Origin of the sequence: Bacillus sp. J41TS8 (assembly GCF_018333035.1) — a bacterium.
Classification (GTDB): domain Bacteria; phylum Bacillota; class Bacilli; order Bacillales; family Bacillaceae; genus Bacillus; species Bacillus paralicheniformis.
The window spans coordinates 192997-212095 of the sequence record NZ_BORF01000004.1; the positions used below are offsets into that span (position 1 = coordinate 192997).

The window sequence follows — 19099 nt, forward strand, 5'->3', positions numbered from 1 at the left end:
CGGCTGCGGTTTGCTATTTTCTGTACAATCCCTTTATGATATGCTTTTTTTAGAGAGAGTGCAGTGAAAAAGGGGTTGTTTTTTTGGATCAAAACCAGCAGAAGTTGACAGCTGTGCGTTTGAAAAAAATAGCGGATCATATTGAGGATACGAGAGAGGAATACAATGGTTTGCTCCTTCAGATGAAGAAGCTGATCGGCGGTATTGAAGATAAAACAATTCCGGATGATGAAGAAATACAAAAGAAACTTCAAGACACTTATGAACAAATGAAAGAATATGCTCTTTTTGTGGAATCGATCGAGACTTTCTTAAGATCATCTGCAAGAACGATCAAACGCGAAAGCTAAATAAAAGCCAGCCCCTTTTAATGGGGCTGGCTTTTATTTGCCGCTGAGCCGTAAAGCGGAGTGCTTCGTTGGCCCGACGTATTGATTCAAACGGAATGATTCGCGGATGGCTTCCGTAATAAATGTTTTTGCAGAATAAATGGCTTCTTTTACATTTGAACCTTTGGCGAGTTCAGCCGTAATCGCTGCGGAATAGGTGCAGCCCGCCCCGTGCGTGTATGGAGTTTCAATTCTTTCTCCTTCGATGACTTCTGCATCCCGGCCGTCAAATAATACATCTACCGCTTTTTCGTGATTCAGTTTGCCTCCTCCTGTAATGAGGACGTGTTCAGCGCCGAGGCCGTGAATGACTTTTGCCGCTTCCTTCATTTGCTCAACCGTTTTAATTTCTCCAAGTCCGCTGAGCTGGCCGGCTTCAAAAAGGTTTGGCGTAATGACCGTGGCAAGCGGAGCCAAAAGCTCTCTTAAAGCCTTTGCGTGTTCGGGATACAGCACTTCATTTGCTCCTTTACATACCATAACGGGATCAATGACGACATTTTTCATGCTGTGCTTCTTGATTGTGTCTGCCGCCAATTCAATGATATCAACGGTCGGAAGCATGCCCGTTTTCATCGCATCTACCCCGATGCCGTCCACAATCGTCGACAGCTGGGCGCGGATGACTTCTGTATCAACTGGGAATACCTGGTGATTCCAGTTGTTCTCAGGATCCATGGCGACAACAACCGTAAGTGCCGTCATTCCATAGACGTTCTTTTCTTGGAACGTTTTTAAGTCCGCCTGAATGCCGGCGCCTCCGCTTGAGTCAGAGCCGGCGATTGTCAGTGCTTTGTGCATTGTCATGTTCAGTCAATCCTCCACGATAAGAGATTCCATCCAAAGTTGGTTTATTACTTATTATAGACAGCTTTTCGCAAGATCACAATGAAATGGCTGCCGCTTTATAGTGCAGCGGTCCTCTGCCAAATTTCGTGAATGGATTGGCATAAAAAACCAAACCATCTTTTGATCCATGTGAAATTATTCGCATTATGATTTAATATGTTTAGAATGAAATAAGAAGGAGCGTATATCACAAATATGAACATATCTATCGTAGTTGTCACGCACAACCGGGTCACCGCTTTGTGCGAATTGCTTGAATCCATTACAAAACAGTCTGTTGCACCATTTGAAGTCATTATTGTTAATGATGCCGGGGAGAGCGTCGACTTTGTTGAGCGCCTTTATTCAGACCTTCCGATCAGAGTTATCCATCTGAAAGAAAACGTGAAGCATGTAAAAGCGAGAAATATAGGGGTGAAAGAAGCTTCCGGAGATGTTATTATGCTGTGTGATGATGATGATTTTTTCACTCCGTGCCATATGGAAAGAATGTTGAATGCGCTGGAGACCGCCGATTTTGTTTATTCGGATGCTGAGATTGTGTCTTTCGAAGAAAAAGAGGATAAAAGAATTCCGACAAGCCGTTATCTTTTTGCGTATTCCTTTAACTTGGATGAAATGAGGAAGTTTTCTACATATGTTCCTTCAGGGAGTATGTACAAACGGTCTCTTCATGACGAGATCGGCTATTTTGATCCTGCTGTCCACAATTATTGGGATTGGGACTTTTTCCTGAGAGCAGCTGAGCGCTTTCGCGTGAAAAGGGTTCCTTTTGCAAGCGTCATCTATGCGTTTTCAGATCAGGGTGACAACCAATCCGGAGATCTTGGCGGAATGAGACAGTATTATTTGGATGTCTTGAGTGAAAAGCATCAGCTTGGCAAGCTGCCGACAAAGAACTTTTTCGTACTTCTCGAAGAACCTGCTATGAAAAAAAGGGAAGCGGAAAGCGAAATCGTCTGGGACGGAAAACCGGTCGCATCCAGGCTTTCCGCTGCAAGACAATTGAGTTAAGGAGGCCTGAACATTGAAACAGATTTTGAATGACAGCTGGTGGCAGCAGCTGAAGGACGAGTTTAATAAGCCTTACTATCAAGAACTGAGGGAAATGCTGAAAAGGGAGTATGCAGAGCACACCGTATATCCTGAACCGAACGATATATACAATGCTTTGCATTATACTTCCTATGAAAATGTTAAAGTCGTGATTCTCGGCCAGGATCCGTATCATGGCCCGGGGCAGGCCCATGGCTTAAGCTTTTCCGTACAACCCGGTGTCAATCCGCCGCCTTCTTTGAAAAATATCTTTATAGAATTGCAGAATGACATTGGCGCCGACATCCCTAATCACGGTTCTCTCGTCAGTTGGGCCAAGCAAGGCGTTCTGCTGCTGAACACCGTTTTGACTGTGAGACGGGGCCAGGCAAATTCGCATAAAGGAAAAGGGTGGGAACAGCTGACAGACAGTATCATAGATGTTTTAAACAAAAGAGATAAGCCGGTCGTTTTTATTCTCTGGGGCCGGCATGCCCAAATGAAAAAAGAGCGAATCGATACATCCAAGCATTTCATTATCCAGTCGCCGCATCCGAGCCCATTCTCGGCTAGAAACGGGTTTTTCGGGAGCAGACCGTTTTCAAGAGCCAATCAGTATTTGGAACAAATCGGTGATGAGCCGATTGATTGGTCCCTTCCGAATCTTTAAAATCGCGAGAACCGCTAAAATAAGCGGTTCTTCGTTTGTCTGGCTCCTATCTACCTGAGAAGTTTTTTGATGATTCGCAGCCCGTTTTTTGATGAAGGGTAACGGAATGAAATGTCAAACAGGTTTGTCTGTTTTAAAACGCTTTTCTCGTGGGAAAACGTCTTAAAGCTGTGATACCCATGGTAACTTCCGATTCCGCTTTCGCCTACGCCGCCGAAGGGGAGGTAAGGTGTGGCTGTGTGCATCAGCGTGTCATTGATGCATCCCCCGCCAAATGAAATCCGGCTGAGGATGTGCTTCTGTACCGGTTTTTCATTCGTAAACAAATAGAGCGCGAGCGGTTTAGGGCGGCTTTGAACCATTTGGATAACGTCTTCGATTGTTTCATAGCCGATGACAGGAAGGAGCGGCCCGAAAATCTCTTCCTGCATGATCGGCGATTCCCAGTCGGGTTCATCGATAATGGCCGGAGCAATTTTAAGTGCGTCTTTTTGATACGTTCCGCCTGTTACGATATTCTCGTTGTGTAAAAAGCGGAGTAACCGTTCGAAATGACGTTCGCTTATGATTTTTCCGTACGCCGGATGGCTTTCCGGCGCTTTTCCGTAAAATGTTTGGATCGATTGCTTCAGAGCGTGCAACAGCCCGCTTTTCACATCTTTGTGTACGAGCAGATAATCAGGCGCAATGCACGTCTGTCCTGCGTTTGTCAGCTTTCCGAAAACAATCCTTTGAGCTGCAAGCTTAAGATCAGCATCCTTGTGCACGATGCAGGGGCTTTTTCCGCCAAGCTCAAGTGTGACTGGAATGAGCTGTTTTGCTGCGGCTTCCATGACGACTTTGCCCACGGGAACACTGCCTGTAAAAAAGATATAGTCAAATTTTTTCCGCAAAAGCACTTGATTCGTCTCCACCCCGCCCTCAATAACGGATACATATTCGGGGGGAAAGATTTCTTTAAGCATCTTGGATATGACGCTGGATACAGCGGGAGCAAGCTCTGACGGTTTGATGACGGCCGTATTCCCCGCAGCAAGTGCGCCGATCAGAGGCGAAACGGCAAGCTGAAACGGATAGTTCCATGGCGCGATGATCAGGACCGTGCCATAAGGCTCCGCAATGACGATGCTTTTTGAACCGATGTGCGAGACGGCCGCTTTCGCCTTTTTCGGCTTGGCCCATTTTTTTAATCGTCTGCTGATGAAGCGGATTTCTTCCAGTACAATGCCGATTTCCGTCATATAGGCTTCGTGCTCTGATTTATTAAGGTCTTTCTGAAGGGCTTCAAGTATGTCCCGTTCATATTTTTTTACAGCATTCTTAAGAATGTTAAGCTGTTCCAGACGATTTTCAACAGCGAGTGTTGCCCCGCTTAAAAAATATCGCTTTTGCTCGGTAACGGTCGTTTCGATGGAGGGTGTACGTTCTGCCATTCCCTGATTCCTTTCGCTTTTAGAAATTCGAGTGAAGTTTTTTTTCATTATGTGTGACAGCCTTTTCAGCTGTCAACTTTTAGCCGTAAGAAAATCGGCGTTTTCTACCTGCGTTTGCCTGCAGATATCTTTTTTAAAAGTGCAAAAGGTGATATTTCACAGCAGGAGAGGCAATTTTTCGCAATGGATATTTGCAAAGTGCATTCGGCACGGGAGAAGTTAATTTGGTAAAATGAAATGGAAACTGAAAACGGTTTGGAGGATCGATTTGATGAACATACATATATCAAGTTTGCTGCAGAAGATGGAGGACGAATTGAAAAAAGCAAAGGAATGCAGCCAGGAAAATGAATTGAAAATGCACATCGCGGTTATCCGCTCCCTTTGCGACGTCATTGTTGAACCGCAGCAGCGGCCGTCCGTCCAGTCTTCACCCTATGTTCAAACGGCCAATAAACCATCGAGCGACCAGCTGATGCTAGAAAAAATGATGGGGAGCGCCGGTGCTGAACAGTACAAAAAACAAGAGAAACAAAAGCACGAAGATGACGGCAACGGAGATTCTATTTTTGATTTCTAGGCGCCGTCGGCTGTTTTAAAAAAGAGAGGTTGATCAACTTGAAACTGCTTTTTGGGGCTTTACAATGGACGGCATTTATTATTGCGGCCGCAATCGTGGTGCCCATTGCAATCGGGCAGTCATTCGGGCTGAACCAGGCAGAGACCGCTGGGCTGGTTCAAAGCACTTTTTTCGTGCTCGGCACAACGGCTTTTATCCAATGTTTATTGGGACACCGCCTGCCGATTAATGAGAGTCCGGCCGGCCTCTGGTGGGGCGTGTACACGATTTATTCCGGTCTTACAGGGACCGTATTTGCGACTCATATTGAAACGCTTCAGGGGCTGCAGGGAGCGATGCTGCTAAGCGCGGTTTTCTTCTTTATTTTTAGTTTATTTAAAGTTATTGATAAGCTGGCTGTGATGTTTACTCCTGTTGTGACGGGCATTTATTTACTGCTGCTGGTCATCCAGCTTAGCGATCCGATCGTTAAAGGTGTCATGGGGATCGGCTACCGGAAAAACGAGGTCGATATACCCGTGTTTTTGCTGGCGGTTGTGGTCATGCTGGCTACGTTTCTGATGAGCCGGTCAAACATTCCGGTTCTCAAGCAATATTCAATTTTAATTGCGCTTTTCGGCGGCTGGGTCTTATTTGCCGTATTCGGCGTGGCGAAGGCGCCTGAGCATGCGAACCAGCTGTTCCGCCTTCCGGATATTTTTCCGTTCGGAATGCCGCTGTTTGACAGCGGATTAGTCGTTACTTCGCTATTTATTACAGTATTGTTAATCGTCAATATGCTCGCCAGCATACGGGTGGTTGAAGGAGCGGTCAGACAGTTTGAGAAGCTGGAGGAGAGGAGGCGGGCACGTCCTGCCGGATTTATCGCCTCCGTCAGCCATTTGCTGAGCGGATTGCTCGGAGCTGTAGGCACGGTGCCGATATCCGGGGCGGCCGGGTTTATTCAAACGACGAGAATGTCTTCGAAAAAACCGTTTTTGCTCGGGAGTTTGATCGTGATCGTCATCAGCTTTTTCCCGCTGGTCATGAATACTTTTGCCAGCCTGCCGTCTCCGGTCGGCTTTGCGGTGAACTTCGTCGTGTTTTCAACGATGGTCGGCCTGGCATTTGCCGAATTCGATTCTTATGAAAAGGACGAGGCAGGCCGCATCCGTTTTGTTACCGGGATTGCGCTCCTTGCCGGCGTGGGGGTCATGTTTGTACCTGAAAGTGCTTTGGAAGGAATGCATCCTGTTTTTGTTTCCATTTTAAGCAATGGGCTTGTCCTTGGAACAATTGTAGCGATTGCTGCGGAACAGATGCAGCTACGGAAAAAGAAATTTGACAATATCGTGTCATGAGATGTGTAAACGTTGAAATTAAAGGCGTGTGCGCTATGATGATAAAAGAAAGGCGGGCGATTTGATCGTGAAATTATTTTTAATTTTAGGTGCTGTCAATGCGATGCTTGCGGTTGCTTTAGGGGCGTTCGGAGCTCATGGTCTTGAGGGGAAAATTCCCGAGAAATATTTGCAAATCTGGCAGACCGGCGTCCAGTATCATATGTATCATGCGCTCGGTTTAATTGCCGTCGCGCTCATCGCGTCAAAGCTTACAGATGCGGGAAGCGTAACTGCGGCAGGTTGGCTGATGTTTGCCGGAATCGTTTTATTTTCAGGAAGTTTATATGTCCTCAGCCTTACGCAAATCAGCGTCCTCGGTGCGATTACTCCGCTGGGCGGCGTGGCGTTTATTGCCGCATGGATCATGGTTGTTGTATCAGCTGTTAAATACTTGTAGCTTACTAAAAAGCCAATCTCCTGAAAGGATTGGCTTTTTTTTATTTTAACAGGGGCTGATTCATGGTAATTTAATGTTATGAACAGGGCGAAAGACCCGGCTTTTGCATTTTGACAGAAGGGATGTGCATGGCGGAGGACCGGTCTCCGTTCAAAGATGAAAATTAAAGTGATCATTGCGGATGACAATTCATTCATAAGAGAGGGTATGAAAATCATACTGAGCACTTATGATGAATTTGAAGTGCTGGCGACGGTGGAGGATGGCTTGCAAGCGGTCGAATTTTGCCGCGGCCAAGCTGTGGATATTGCACTGCTTGATGTCCGCATGCCCAACATGGATGGAGTGGAAGCTGCGCGGCTCATTTCAGAAACGGGCGCCAAGCCTTTTATTTTAACAACGTTTGATGATGACGAATACATCGTCGCTGCCATACGGAACGGAGCAAAAGGATATTTGCTGAAAAATGCCGATCCTGAGCGAATTAGAGACGCAATTAAAAGCGTGTACAACGGCCATACTGTCATGCAGGATATCATCCTCGACAAGATTAAATCCAATTTGGCGGAGCATAAAGAAGCGGAATCAAAAATAGACGAAAGCCTGTTTACCGAACGCGAGCTCGGAATTATGGCCCTGATTGCCAGAGGGCTGTCCAATAAAGAAATATCGAAAGAACTGTTTATTTCTGAAGGTACGATTGCCAATTATATTTCCTCGATTTTGGGGAAAACAGGGCTTGAACACCGGACGCAAATCGCAATTTATTATTTAACTGGAAAAGTTAACTTTTAATCTGGGGGATCACCATGGAATTGCGGATTATGACCGGCAAACTGATTTTGCTGGGGTTTATCATCTATCAATGCGTTTCTTCGGAAATTGACAATCTGCCGTGGCTTGTGTTCAGCATTCTTGTTTACGCCTGTATCAACCTCGGGATTTCAATTTTATCTGAAGGAAAAATAAAAAAGCTTTTTATTATTATGTCTGTCATCATTTCAATTTTTTCTTATGCCGAGGTGCACCCCCTATTTATTTTATTTCTTCCTTTTAGCCTGTATGAAGGAGCAGCTGATTTCGGGCTGCCGAAGTGGATGGTACTTGCCGCTTCAATCGTTCCGGTTTTGTTTATCAATGAAAGCATCTCAGCGGTCTACGCGTTGACAGCCGCTTTTCAATTTTTGCTGTACTGGGCGGCAAGCCAAGATGCAGCGCGGATTGAAAAGCTTGAACATCATATCGATCAAACGAGAAGAGACCTGGAGAAGGTAACAAACATGCTGCGGGAAAACAAAGAGTTCATCAGACAATCTGAATATACGTATAAGCTTGAGGAGCGGAACCGGCTTTCCCAGGAAATACACGATAAAATCGGCCATTCCATGACAGGAGCGCTGATTCAGCTCGAAGCGGCGAAGCGCGTCCTTGACATAGACAAGGAAAAAGCTTCCGAGCTCCTGCAAAACGCGATTAACATCTCCAAGGACGGGATCGAAAATATCAGATTGACGTTAAAAAGCGTCAAGCCGCCCTCAGAACAGATGGGTATCCATAGATTGAAGCTGTTTATCGATGAATGTTCGGCGCGGTATCATATGAATATTTCATTTTTGCATAAAGGTGATTTGGATGTTATTTCTCAAATTCAGTGGAAGATTATGTTTGAAAATATCACCGAAGCACTGACAAACTCGGTGAAATATGCAGAAGCGACACATGTATCCATCTATATTCATGTGCTGAATACACTCATTAAAGCAGAAGTGAAAGACAATGGAAAAGGGCGGCAGAAAATCAAGAAAGGGATGGGGATCATCGGGATGGAGGAACGGGCCGCTTCTGTTAACGGAAAGGTGATTGTTGACGGTTCGAACGGCTTCTCTGTCACCACCTTGCTGCCCAAGCATGAATGATTTCATGAATTGAATATGAATTTTCTCATGTGAAAAAGATGAAATGCTGCACTGCCGCACCATTCATCTTTTTTTTATAATGAAATCAAAATGAGGTGAGAACATGAATGTATTGGAAATCCATCATCTAACAAAAAAATTTGGCGACTTCGTTGCCGTCGACAATATATCACTCTCGATCGAAGAGGGCGAAATATTTGGATTGCTCGGCGCAAACGGGGCCGGAAAGAGCACGACCATTCACATGATCTCGAGTTTGCTGAGAAGCAATGAAGGCGAGATTTTGATTCTCGGAAAAAACATTGCGAAACACCGCAAATTCGCCAAGATGAATATCGGCATTGTCCCGCAGGATCTGGCCATTTACGAGGATTTAACGGCATATGAAAATGTGAAGTTTTTCGCCGGACTCTATGGTCTCCGCGGGGCCCAATTGCGCAATCGGGTGGAAGAAGCATTGCAGTTCGTCGGTTTAAGCGATAAGCATAAAAGCTTCCCGAAAAATTTTTCAGGCGGAATGAAAAGAAGGCTCAATATCGCCTGCGCGATCGCCCACAGGCCAAAGTTGATCATCATGGATGAACCAACGGTGGGAATTGATCCGCATTCGAGAAATTATATTTTGGAATCCGTCAAAAAGTTAAATGCGATGGGCTGCACGATTATTTACACCAGCCATTATATGGAAGAAGTTGAAGAGATCTGTACGCGGATCGCCATCGTGGATCATGGAAAAATTATCGCCGAAGGAACGAAGGAGCAGCTGAAATCGATCATTACCAACACGAAAGATATTCAGGTCGTTCTTAAATCGGCGGAAAATGTCGATATCGGCGAACTGAAAACGATCAGCGGCGTGGAGGCGGCTGCTCTTGAAGACAATACGATCAAAATCAACTCGGATGCAGGTGTCAATAATTTAAACCAGATTATTGAGAAGCTGATGAAAAACGGGGCCGAGATTCGTTCATTGGAAGAAAAAGCGCCTAATTTGGAAACCGTGTTCCTGACCTTGACCGGAAGACAGTTGCGCGATTAGAAAGGGGGCCATGGTTTGAATACACTCATCATTGCGAAAAAAGAAATTGTATCGGCTTTTCGGGACAAGCGGACATTCCTTTTTATGCTGGCATTTCCAATTGTACTGATTATGATTTTAGGCACCGCGCTGACGAACGCTTTCGATCAGCAAACAGCAGCGGTCGGCGAGGTTCATGTTCTGTATAAAGACAAGGCTGACGGAGCGTTTTCGGAAGGTTTTAAAACATTCGCAAAAGAAGCGAAAACATCCGGCGTTCATTTTAAAAAAATATTGTCTGATACGGATGGAAAACAAGAAATCAAACAAGGGAACTACGATGCTTACCTTGAGATCGAAAACAGCGGCATCAAGCTTTACCAAATGGATAAAAACAGTATGAAAAACAGCATTATTCAAGGAATGCTGACCGCGTTTGCAAACCGGTACAATGCCGCACAAGAGATCATCAAAGCCGCTCCTGAGCAAGCGGGTGCCGTGCTCGGGGACATACCTGGCGACCATTATATCAAGGAGACGTCTCTCAGCTCAGACAGAAAGCCCAACTCCATGGATTATTACGCGGTTACCATGACCACTCTGATCGCGCTTTACAGTGCACTAAGCGCCAGTTATTTAATAAGGGGAGAGCGGCTTGGAAAAACAGCCGACCGGCTGATCGCGGCGCCGGTTCATAAAGGCGAGATTTTTGCCGGCAAGCTGATTGGCAATCTTGTGACAAACGGATTATGTATTTTTGCCGTCGTCATATTCAGCAAATACGTATTTAAAGCGTACTGGGGAGATCATCTCGCCCTTGTGGCGGCCGTGCTGTTCAGCATCGTATTGTTTGCCGTATGCCTCGGCCTTGGCGTCAGTTATTTGACGAGAACGGGGGAAGCGGCAGTGGCGATCATTAACGTGTTGATTCCGCTGGTTGCATTTTTCGGAGGCGCTTATTTTCCTGTCGAGGGTGCGGAAGGTGTTTTAGCTTTGATCAAAGACCTGTCTCCGCTCACATGGACGAACGAAGCTATTATGAACATTATATTTGCGGACGATCTAGCGGCGGGGCTGCCCGTAATCTTGCTGAACATCGGTTTATCCCTGTTATTTCTGCTGATTGCCGTTGTCTCATTGCAGAGAAGGGAGGGGCTGTAAGATGAAAGAAATGCTATGGCTTGTCAAAAACACACTGAATGTCACCTTCAAAAAGAAAATCAATATCTTTCTGTTCGTATGTCTGCCCTTGCTAGGCATATTCGTATCGCTTTTAACAGAGGGAAGCATGGACAAGACAGATTTGCGCGTCGGAATTATCAATCATGACGGCGGACGAATCGCCGAAGATACTAAGGATTTTTTGAAGGGGATCGAGAATGTCAACATCAGCGCGGTCAGTGAAGCAGAAGGGAAAAGTCAAATTGCGTCAGGGGAGCTTGATTGCGTCATTACGTTTGAACAAGGCTTTTCTCAAAGCGTGCAGAGCGGAGAACCGGCTCATATCGCCATTGCATCTGTCAAAGGCGCTGAAATCACCGGGTTTGTGAAATCGTATGTTTATCATTACATTGATAATATCGCCGCAATCGGCAAATCGGCGCAGGGGAATGAAAAGCGTTTTGAGGAAATGTATAAAAATTACCGGAGTTCTGAAACGGGTGTCAAAACATATACGGTTGAAGACACGGCGAAAAATAGAAACATGACGGAGCGGACGGTCGGTTTTCTTCTGATGGCGATGCTTTTTTCAGCGGGAAGCTTGACCGAACTGTTAGTGAAGGAAAAAGAGAACAGAACGTATTTCAGGCTTTTGACCACACCGATAACGGCAAGACAGTACGTTATGTCCAATGTGGCCGTCAGTATGTCTGTCATCGCATGCCAAATCTTTTTAACATTGATAATGGTGAAATATGTGTTCCGGATGGAGACTGGCATCTCATTTTGGGAGATGGCAGCGGTGCTGTTGATTTTTGCGCTAAGCGCGGTCGGCCTGGCGCTGATCACCGTCGTCTTTGCAAATAGCTCTAAGTCATCCGGGGTATTGCGAAATTTAATATTTATGCCGACGATCATGCTGTCCGGATGTTTTTGGCCGATTGAAATCATGCCGTCTTTCGCACAGCGTATCGCGGACTTTCTTCCGCAGCGGTGGGTGCTGGATACGCTGGCAAAATTGCAGGAGGGACAGCAGCTTCAAGGTCTGTATTTGAATATCATGATCCTGTTTGCTTTCGCTGCTGTCTTTTTCCTCATCGTTATTTACAAATTCAAACGTAATAATGATGTGAGAAACTTTGCTTAATATCTATAAAAAAAGGGTTCGGTTTTAATGAAACCGAACCTTTATCTTGGGGTATATGAGGCCATTGAATACGGATAATCATAAGTGATCGGCTCATCAAACGTAATATAGTCAAGATACACCATCAGCAGCAAATAGCGTGTGCCTGTTTTTCTGTCGCTTAAAATAATGTGGTCGCGGCCGGCTGCTTCAATTTCTCCCCGAAAGACTTTCGCATTCCATTCCGGATTGTTTTCAAATGTCATATATACGGTTGCCACTTTTCCGCGATTGAGCCGCAAAATATTTTCAATGTAGGATTGCTCAAGCGGCAGCATGCCGGGGATACTCGGTGAAGTCTGCTGTGCTGAAGGCATCGGAGGGACCTGGACTCCTGCCGGCTGCGGCTGGAACAGCTGTGGGCCGGGCTGCTGATACGATTGCTGCCCCCCCGTTTGGGTGAAAGGCTGCTGTCCATGCTGCTGGTACATTTGCCCCATCTGTCCCATCTGCGGATAAGGGTTGGGCCCCATTTGCTGCCGGAAATCCGGCATCTCAAGCTCTTGAAGCGGCTGAAATTGATTTTTTTTAAATTTCATCTCGTTCCTCCTCATTTCATTGTGTCAAAGTCATGCCTACCGTCCATACATGAGGAATGATAAAGTGCTGCTATGAAGACGATCCGGCTGTAAAAGCAGGGGGGCTGACTCAAGATGATAGATCAATATTTCCCATCCCTTTTACAGTATGAACGGGCGGGATGGAATATGACGACACATCATGTTGGAAAGAGAAAAACAAAAAGACTGCTCGTGAAAAGAGCGGTCTTTCAGCATATCAACCTGTAATCACTTCATCTTCAGGATGGCGGATCGGCGCCTTCTTCGGCTTGGCCAGCGTAAACGCCATAGTCAGAGGCCCGACGCGGCCGATAAACATCATCATCATGATAACCGCTTTGCCTGCGGTCGTTAAATCAGGTGTCAGTCCCATCGACAGGCCGACCGTTCCAAAAGCGGAAAATACTTCAAAGACGATTTCCAAAAATGGAGCTTTCTCTGTGATCGTCAATATAAATAATGCGAAAAGCACGAATAAAAAACTGATCACAATGATGGCCAAAGCTCTTAAAATGGTTTTCATTTTAATCGCCCTTTTGAACACAACCGTCTCGCTTTTTCCCCTTAAAAAGGTGATCGTCGCCAAGATCATCACGATAAACGTTGTCAGTTTAATTCCGCTTCCCGTTGACGCGCTTCCGGCTCCGATAAACATCAAAACGATGGTTAACAGGAGGGACGGCGTTGTCATCTGGGCGATATCAAGGGTATTGAATCCGGCAGTTCTCGGTGTCACACCCTGGAAGTAAGCGCCCCACATTTTGTCGGCTAAAGGCAGTCCGCCGAGCGTACCCGGATTCGAGTATTCCAAAATAAAAATCAGCAAGGCGGCTGTCGTATTGATGATCAATGTTCCAACGATCATGAGCTTAGAATGCAGCGATAATGTCCGGAAGTTTCGCTTTGTCCATAAATCCAGCAGAACGGTAAAGCCGATACCCCCTGTAATGAAAAGGCCTGTGATGACAATGTTGACAATCGGGTCGCCCACATATTGAGACAAGTTGTCCGGCCACAGGGAGAACCCCGCATTGTTAAAGGCTGAAATCGTGTTAAACAAACTATGAAACAAGCCTTTTTGCAAACCGTATTCAGGAACCCATCTGATCGAAAGGATCAAAAATGCGACAAATTCTATAACAATGGTGAAAATAAACAAATGCTTGACCAAGCGGACAAGTCCGCCTAAAGAAGTCTGGTTAAATGCTTCTTGAACGAGAATCCGCTGCTGCAGGCCGATTTTTTTGCCGATCATCATGATGACGAGGACGGCAAACGTCATTAAGCCGAGTCCGCCGATTTGAATCAGGCACATAATAACTGTTTGTCCGAAAACCGTAAAATCTGCCCCTGTATCGACAACAACAAGCCCCGTTACCGTAGTTGCAGAGGTGGCCGTGAATAAAGCATCCACCCATGAGATGTAAGTAGTGGAGGCGCCGGGCAGCTTCAATAAACAGGCGCCGATGGCAATGATAATCAAGAAACTAAGCGCCAGCGTCTGCGGCGGACTAATATTGATGATCTTACCTTTTACAAGATTTGAAGAAACCAATTTAGGCATTTTTTCGTTCCTTTCTTAATCCATTCAGTCAAAACATGAATGGAGAAAAAGCAAGGTGATTTCAATTTCAAACGCAGATGGTAATGTTTCAATAATGTCAATAATGTACAGCCAGATACATCGTTTGTCAACAAAAATCAGGAGAATGAAGAGAAGGAATACGGACGGGTCTTTTGTCCTTTACTAAAGCACAGCGGAGAAAATCAAGAGGAGCAACGCCTGGTTAAATTCTATTATTTTGCATTTATTTTAAAAATATGACATGGAAAACATTTACTACCTGCTGAAAAAATGGTAGTTTTTAATAGAAATCACCAAAGTGCCGGCGCTTTGGGAAGAAGGCGTTGCTTGATGTTGCCTTTCTTGCACGCTTTCGTCATGACGAATGATGAAAAAAAGATGACCAGGGGGAATTGCTGTGTTGAAAAGAATGTATCGTTCTAAATTGTCAATCTTGGCGGTTAGTCTCGTGATGATGATTTCGATTTTTCTGCCTTCGTTCCAGGCCAGCGCTCAAACAACCAAAACTGAATCTGTCTACCGCCCGGCTGCGAACGCTTCCTTGTATGCGGTGATAACAGGTGCCAGCAAACAGGAGTGGTCGTTCTCGGATATTGAGCTGACGTATCGTCCGAATTCAATTCTGGCGCTGGGAACGGTTGAATTTACATTGCCGTCGGGATTTTCCGCAACAACGAAAGATACGGTGAATGGAAGAACACTGAAAACGGGGCAAATTTTGAATAACGGAAAAACGGTAAGGCTGCCGCTTACAATTGATCTGTTGGGCATTGCGGAGTTTAAGCTGGTGCTGGCAAACAAAACGCTGCCTGCCGCAGGAAAGTATACATTCCGGGCGGAGAACAGAGTGCTGGGGCTCGGATCGACTTTCTATGCCGAATCTTCAATCGAGGTGCAAAAAAGGGCGACTCCGCCTACACAGCCGTGTAACTGCAAGTAAATAGGCAAAAAAGCTCCAAAGACTCGGTCTTTGGAGCTTTTTATCATTACACATGCAAAAATGCAGGCAGCTGTTCATTTGCGAGGCGGTTGCCGACAAAGAATGAACCGAATTCACCGTAGCGGGCGCTTACTTCATCGAAGCGCATTTCATAGACGAGCTTTTTGAACTGGAGCACATCATCTGAAAAGAGCGTGACACCCCACTCATAATCGTCAAATCCGATTGAGCCGGTAATAATCTGTTTCACTTTGCCCGCATAGCCGCGTCCGATCATCCCGTGGCTGCGCATCAAGCTTCTTCTCTCTTCCATAGACAGCATGTACCAGTTGTCATCGCCCGATCTTCTTTTATCCATCGGATAGAAGCAGACATATTTGGCGTTCGGGAGCTCAGGGTACAGGCGCGCCCGCACTTGCGGATTTTCGTAAGGGTCTCCGTCGCCGCTTCCCATATAGTTGCTCAGCTCGACAACGGATACGTATGAATAAGCAGGTATCGTGTATTCAGCGAGTTTGGATTTGTTGAACTCAAGTTCAATTTGATTTAATTCCTCCATCGTAGGACGCAAAATCATCAGCATGAAGTCCGCTTTTTGGCCGACGATGCTGTAAAGCGTATGGCTTCCGTTACCTTCTTTTTGAGCAGCTCCCCATTTTTCAAGAAGACCTGTAAATTCGCTGATAATGATCTGGCGCTCATCGCTTGAAAGCATTTTCCATGCGGACCAGTCCATTGTCCGGAAATCGTGAAGGGCATACCAGCCGTCAAGCGTTTGTGCGGCTTCGTTCGTTTTTTGCTGTTCGCTCATTTTGCAATCACTCCCAATTTGTATGTACTTGTCTTCATCATATCATAGTTTGCCGCGTTTTATCCGTCTAGAAGATTTGAACAAAAGGTGACACTCTGTCGTATAACTGGGAAAGGCTGTTATATACTAATAGAAGGTTTTAAAGCCTGCCGCACTTAAATTAATTTAAAAAAAGCGTTTAAAAAGTGAAAGCATTATAATAAAATACAGAAGGATTGAATTTATATCACAAAAGAGTATGCTTAATAGAGAAATGAAGTATTTGTGACACTTTCAAGGAGGGTATATAGTGGCAGATCTATTTACAACAGTGCAGGAAAAAGTAGCAGGAAAAGGAGTTAAAATCGTATTTCCGGAAGGTATGGACGAGCGCATTCTCAAAGCTGTCAACGACTTGGCCGGAAACAACGTATTAAAGCCGATCCTTGTGGGAAACGAGCAGGAAATCAAAGAAAAAGCGAACGGGTTGAATTTGACGCTGGATGGCGTTGACATATACGATCCTCATACATACGAAGGAATGGAAGACCTTGTTCAGGCTTTCGTTGAACGCCGCAAAGGAAAAGCGACGGAAGAACAGGCCCGCCAAATCCTTTTAGATGAGAACTATTTTGGAACGATGCTTGTTTATAAAGGGCTTGCCGACGGTCTTGTCAGCGGTGCGGCTCATTCAACAGCGGATACGGTTCGCCCTGCGCTGCAAATTATTAAAACAAAAGAAGGCGTGAAGAAAACTTCCGGCGTCTTTATCATGGCGCGCGGCGATGAACAGTATGTATTCGCAGACTGTGCGATCAATATTGCGCCTGACAGTCAGGACCTTGCGGAAATCGCAATCGAAAGTGCGAACACAGCGAAAATGTTCAACATTGACCCTCGTGTCGCCATGCTCAGCTTTTCAACAAAAGGCTCGGCAAAATCAGACGAAACTGAAAAGGTAGCCAATGCGGTTGCAATCGCCAAAGAAAAAGCGCCTGAGCTTACACTGGACGGCGAATTCCAATTTGACGCGGCATTCGTTCCGTCTGTCGCTGAGAAAAAAGCGCCGGACTCCGTCATTAAAGGTGATGCAAACGTATTTGTTTTCCCAAGTCTTGAAGCGGGGAACATCGGCTATAAAATCGCTCAGCGCCTCGGCAACTTTGAAGCGGTCGGTCCGATTCTGCAAGGGCTGAACATGCCTGTAAACGACCTCTCCAGAGGATGCAACGCTGAAGACGTTTATAATCTTGCGCTGATTACGGCGGTTCAAGCGCTGTAATTTGTTTTTGAAAAAGGTGAACCTGAAGAGGTTCGCCTTTTTTTATGCTTCAATCGCTACATTCAGCAGAGATTCCGCCCCTTTCCGACCGGGATCGAGAGGCGGCCACTGACAAAGGTCAAAAGGAAAATCGGAACCCGGAACAAGGCGGTCTTCTCCGATGAGCTTCTTCAAATATGCCGCACTTTCTTTCTCCCACAGCACGCTGTCAAACCAAAACTTCCGCAAATATTCGATCGGCGGAGCCGAAAGCGATGAAGAAACGCCGGCCCATTTGTCATACCCTTTGTTCAGTCTTCCGATCTGATAAGGCAAAAAGCCGCCGCCGTGCGCCAACAGAATTTTCACATTGCGAAAACGGTCTGTAAACCCGCTTAATAAAAGGTCAGCGGCGCAAATTGTCGTTTCCCACGGAACGCCGATCAAATTTGGCAGCATCCTGCGGCGAAGCCGCGGATCTTCAGAAAGAAGCGGATGGATAAAGATAATCGCTTTTCTTCTGTCAGCCGTTTCCCAAAACGGTGTAAATGCTTCGTCTGAGAGAAGCATTTGCGAAGCGCCGGGGCCGATAATCGCTCCTTTAAGGCCGTTGTTCATCGCTTCATTCAGGCGCTCGCTCGCCTGTAAAGGGCTGTTCAGCGGAACGGTGCCGAGGCCTGAAAGGCGGCCGTCGTGTTTTTTAACCCATCCGGCAAGCGCTTTGTTGTATACAAAGGACAATTCGTCTGTGATTTCTTCGGCGAGATCGTAAAGGAAAAGCTGGGGAACCGGCGATACCAATGAGTGTGAGACGCCGGCTTCCTGCTGGGCTTCCAAATATAAAGCTTCCTGATAGAACAGCTCTTTTAATTCAAAGCCCCATTTGTGATTAACCGTCAAAAACTCCGCTTGGCAGCCAGCCTTTTTTTCACGGACGGCGTGGACTCTCTTTTCATTGTCGTCCAGCCAAAGCAGCACATCGTGCGGTATAAAGTGCGTGTGAAGATCATACAAAGCCAATTCCCCCAATTTTTATATTCGTTGCCAGTATCCGATCCTTTCGGAAATATCCCGGGCCGCTTTTTTTACTTGGTATACGATTTTCGCCTGCCGGGCCTTTATGCGTTCTGCCGGGCCTACGACACTGACGGCGTACAACACTCGTCCCGCGTGGTTTCTGACGGGAGCTGAGATGGATGTGACACCATCAATAAATTCCCCGCAACTGATGTCAAATCCGTTTTCTTTAACGGTTTTCAGCGCCTCTCTCAGTTTGTCCCCGTCTGTAATCGTTTGTTTCGTACAGCTTTTCAAGCCGTCCTTCACATACTCATCCAATATGCCGTCTTCATCAAAGGCGAGAAGCACCTTGCCCGAGCTTGTGCAATGCATCGGGTTTTGCCGCCCGATATATGAGAGAAGTTCGACAGGGCGGGGGCATTCCGTCCGATTGAGATAAACGACGCTGAGATCGCGTCGCATCGCAATATGCGACGTTTCGCCGGTCTCTTCTGTCAGCCGTTTGAGGACCGGCTGGGATTCGCGGTTGATTTCAAGAGTGGAGTTGACAATGGTGTTTAACTTCAGAACCGATAAGCCGAGCTTGTATCTTCTGGATTCCGGGTCCTTCATGACAAACCCTTCGCTTTCCAATGTAGTCAAAAGGCGCGATACTGTGCTTTTTCCGAGTCCGAGCGATGAGGCGAGTTCGGTTAGTTTCTTTTCCGGTGTCTCTAATGTAAACGATTGAAGCAGCCGAAGTGCATTTTTTACTGAACCGAGCAGCTGGTGGTCCTTTGTCTCAACAGTCATAGGTTCCTCAACTCTCTCCCTTGTTTTCGTTTCCTTTTGTTCCATAATATAACATGATTTAAAAAATAAAAAAGCGGAAAATATCAAATTTTCGGAAAAAATGTCTGATTTGTTCCGCATAGAGGAACATTACTG

21 protein-coding genes are annotated in these 19099 nt (G+C 46.0%); 14 read left to right on the forward strand and 7 right to left on the reverse strand.

The window, feature by feature from the left end:
• Window positions 1-83 precede the first annotated feature (83 nt).
• The gene (locus tag KI350_RS07925) at window positions 84-350 is read left to right on the forward strand and encodes a hypothetical protein (protein ID WP_023857023.1); all 267 of its coding nucleotides are present in this window, start codon (window positions 84-86) and stop codon (window positions 348-350) included.
• A gap of 33 nt (window positions 351-383) precedes the next feature.
• Here KI350_RS07925 and KI350_RS07930 read toward each other — a convergent pair whose 3' ends face one another.
• Window positions 384-1196: a bifunctional hydroxymethylpyrimidine kinase/phosphomethylpyrimidine kinase gene (locus KI350_RS07930; protein WP_020453339.1), complete on the reverse strand. Its 813-nt coding sequence runs from the start codon at window positions 1194-1196 to the stop codon at window positions 384-386.
• 237 nt (window positions 1197-1433) lie between these two features.
• On the opposite strand from KI350_RS07930, the gene KI350_RS07935 reads away from it, so the two are divergent.
• Window positions 1434-2252, forward strand: a complete 819-nt coding sequence (locus KI350_RS07935) for a glycosyltransferase family 2 protein (RefSeq protein WP_020453338.1) — start codon at window positions 1434-1436, stop codon at window positions 2250-2252.
• A gap of 13 nt (window positions 2253-2265) precedes the next feature.
• Complete coding sequence (locus KI350_RS07940) at window positions 2266-2943, forward strand: uracil-DNA glycosylase (protein WP_020453337.1); 678 nt, start codon at window positions 2266-2268, stop codon at window positions 2941-2943.
• A 50-nt stretch (window positions 2944-2993) separates the two neighbouring features.
• On the opposite strand, the gene KI350_RS07945 is transcribed toward KI350_RS07940, so the two are convergent.
• Window positions 2994-4376, reverse strand: coding sequence for an aldehyde dehydrogenase (locus KI350_RS07945; RefSeq protein ID WP_025810613.1), 1383 nt, complete (start codon window positions 4374-4376; stop codon window positions 2994-2996).
• Between the two features lie 271 nt (window positions 4377-4647).
• Between KI350_RS07945 and KI350_RS07950 the strand changes: the two genes are divergently transcribed.
• From KI350_RS07950 to KI350_RS07985, 8 genes are all read left to right on the forward strand, one after another.
• The gene (locus tag KI350_RS07950) at window positions 4648-4956 is read left to right on the forward strand and encodes a YwdI family protein (protein WP_023857026.1); all 309 of its coding nucleotides are present in this window, start codon (window positions 4648-4650) and stop codon (window positions 4954-4956) included.
• A gap of 38 nt (window positions 4957-4994) precedes the next feature.
• Window positions 4995-6296, forward strand: coding sequence for a purine/pyrimidine permease (locus KI350_RS07955; RefSeq protein WP_023857027.1), 1302 nt, complete (start codon window positions 4995-4997; stop codon window positions 6294-6296).
• Between the two features lie 67 nt (window positions 6297-6363).
• Entirely contained in the window at window positions 6364-6735 is a 372-nt protein-coding gene (locus tag KI350_RS07960) for a DUF423 domain-containing protein (protein ID WP_025810614.1), read from the forward strand.
• Window positions 6736-6891: 156 nt separating this feature from the next.
• Window positions 6892-7530: a response regulator gene (locus tag KI350_RS07965; protein ID WP_023857029.1), complete on the forward strand. Its 639-nt coding sequence runs from the start codon at window positions 6892-6894 to the stop codon at window positions 7528-7530.
• Between the two features lie 14 nt (window positions 7531-7544).
• The gene (locus KI350_RS07970; protein ID WP_023857030.1) at window positions 7545-8651 is read left to right on the forward strand and encodes a sensor histidine kinase; all 1107 of its coding nucleotides are present in this window, start codon (window positions 7545-7547) and stop codon (window positions 8649-8651) included.
• Between the two features lie 103 nt (window positions 8652-8754).
• Window positions 8755-9690, forward strand: a complete 936-nt coding sequence (locus KI350_RS07975; protein WP_025810615.1) for an ABC transporter ATP-binding protein — start codon at window positions 8755-8757, stop codon at window positions 9688-9690.
• 15 nt (window positions 9691-9705) lie between these two features.
• Window positions 9706-10830, forward strand: coding sequence for an ABC transporter permease (locus KI350_RS07980; protein ID WP_020453329.1), 1125 nt, complete (start codon window positions 9706-9708; stop codon window positions 10828-10830).
• Window position 10831: 1 nt separating this feature from the next.
• A complete protein-coding gene (locus KI350_RS07985) occupies window positions 10832-11977 on the forward strand; it encodes an ABC transporter permease (protein ID WP_020453328.1) in 1146 nt (381 codons plus the stop codon).
• A 41-nt stretch (window positions 11978-12018) separates the two neighbouring features.
• Here the strand turns inward: KI350_RS07985 and gerQ are convergent, their stop codons facing one another.
• Window positions 12019-12555 carry a spore coat protein GerQ gene (gene gerQ / locus KI350_RS07990; protein WP_212930464.1) on the reverse strand — a complete coding sequence of 179 codons (537 nt, stop codon included), beginning with the start codon at window positions 12553-12555 and terminating at the stop codon, window positions 12019-12021.
• A 114-nt stretch (window positions 12556-12669) separates the two neighbouring features.
• Here gerQ and KI350_RS23200 point away from each other — a divergent pair, with 114 nt between their 5' ends.
• Window positions 12670-12804, forward strand: coding sequence for a hypothetical protein (locus tag KI350_RS23200; protein ID WP_262983625.1), 135 nt, complete (start codon window positions 12670-12672; stop codon window positions 12802-12804).
• On the opposite strand, the gene KI350_RS07995 is transcribed toward KI350_RS23200, so the two are convergent.
• Complete coding sequence (locus KI350_RS07995) at window positions 12794-14140, reverse strand: TrkH family potassium uptake protein (RefSeq protein WP_059230857.1); 1347 nt, start codon at window positions 14138-14140, stop codon at window positions 12794-12796. The genes KI350_RS23200 and KI350_RS07995 overlap by 11 nt on opposite strands.
• A gap of 421 nt (window positions 14141-14561) precedes the next feature.
• Between KI350_RS07995 and bslA the strand changes: the two genes are divergently transcribed.
• Window positions 14562-15101 (forward strand): biofilm surface layer hydrophobin BslA, encoded by a 540-nt coding sequence (gene bslA, locus KI350_RS08000; RefSeq protein ID WP_171866317.1) that lies wholly within the window; start codon window positions 14562-14564, stop codon window positions 15099-15101.
• Window positions 15102-15147: 46 nt separating this feature from the next.
• On the opposite strand, the gene hemQ is transcribed toward bslA, so the two are convergent.
• Window positions 15148-15912: a hydrogen peroxide-dependent heme synthase gene (gene hemQ / locus KI350_RS08005; RefSeq protein ID WP_059230855.1), complete on the reverse strand. Its 765-nt coding sequence runs from the start codon at window positions 15910-15912 to the stop codon at window positions 15148-15150.
• A 289-nt stretch (window positions 15913-16201) separates the two neighbouring features.
• Here hemQ and pta point away from each other — a divergent pair, with 289 nt between their 5' ends.
• The gene (pta, locus tag KI350_RS08010) at window positions 16202-17173 is read left to right on the forward strand and encodes a phosphate acetyltransferase (RefSeq protein ID WP_059230853.1); all 972 of its coding nucleotides are present in this window, start codon (window positions 16202-16204) and stop codon (window positions 17171-17173) included.
• A gap of 42 nt (window positions 17174-17215) precedes the next feature.
• Here the strand turns inward: pta and KI350_RS08015 are convergent, their stop codons facing one another.
• Window positions 17216-18166 carry an amidohydrolase family protein gene (locus tag KI350_RS08015; protein ID WP_059230851.1) on the reverse strand — a complete coding sequence of 317 codons (951 nt, stop codon included), beginning with the start codon at window positions 18164-18166 and terminating at the stop codon, window positions 17216-17218.
• Between the two features lie 18 nt (window positions 18167-18184).
• Window positions 18185-18964: an IclR family transcriptional regulator gene (locus KI350_RS08020; RefSeq protein ID WP_059230934.1), complete on the reverse strand. Its 780-nt coding sequence runs from the start codon at window positions 18962-18964 to the stop codon at window positions 18185-18187.
• Between the last annotated feature and the right edge of the window lie 135 nt (window positions 18965-19099).

Coding starts and splice junctions, on each gene's coding strand:
- KI350_RS08020 (WP_059230934.1), bottom strand. CDS start 18,964: ATGACTGTTGAGACAAAGGACCACCAGCTGCTCGGTTCAGTAAAAAAT.
- KI350_RS07975 (WP_025810615.1), top strand. CDS start 8,755: ATGAATGTATTGGAAATCCATCATCTAACAAAAAAATTTGGCGACTTC.
- hemQ (WP_059230855.1), bottom strand. CDS start 15,912: ATGAGCGAACAGCAAAAAACGAACGAAGCCGCACAAACGCTTGACGGC.
- KI350_RS07985 (WP_020453328.1), top strand. CDS start 10,832: ATGAAAGAAATGCTATGGCTTGTCAAAAACACACTGAATGTCACCTTC.
- KI350_RS23200 (WP_262983625.1), top strand. CDS start 12,670: ATGATAGATCAATATTTCCCATCCCTTTTACAGTATGAACGGGCGGGA.
- KI350_RS07965 (WP_023857029.1), top strand. CDS start 6,892: ATGAAAATTAAAGTGATCATTGCGGATGACAATTCATTCATAAGAGAG.
- KI350_RS07945 (WP_025810613.1), bottom strand. CDS start 4,376: ATGGCAGAACGTACACCCTCCATCGAAACGACCGTTACCGAGCAAAAG.
- KI350_RS07970 (WP_023857030.1), top strand. CDS start 7,545: ATGGAATTGCGGATTATGACCGGCAAACTGATTTTGCTGGGGTTTATC.
- gerQ (WP_212930464.1), bottom strand. CDS start 12,555: ATGAAATTTAAAAAAAATCAATTTCAGCCGCTTCAAGAGCTTGAGATG.
- KI350_RS07995 (WP_059230857.1), bottom strand. CDS start 14,140: ATGCCTAAATTGGTTTCTTCAAATCTTGTAAAAGGTAAGATCATCAAT.
- KI350_RS07930 (WP_020453339.1), bottom strand. CDS start 1,196: ATGACAATGCACAAAGCACTGACAATCGCCGGCTCTGACTCAAGCGGA.
- KI350_RS07935 (WP_020453338.1), top strand. CDS start 1,434: ATGAACATATCTATCGTAGTTGTCACGCACAACCGGGTCACCGCTTTG.
- KI350_RS07950 (WP_023857026.1), top strand. CDS start 4,648: ATGAACATACATATATCAAGTTTGCTGCAGAAGATGGAGGACGAATTG.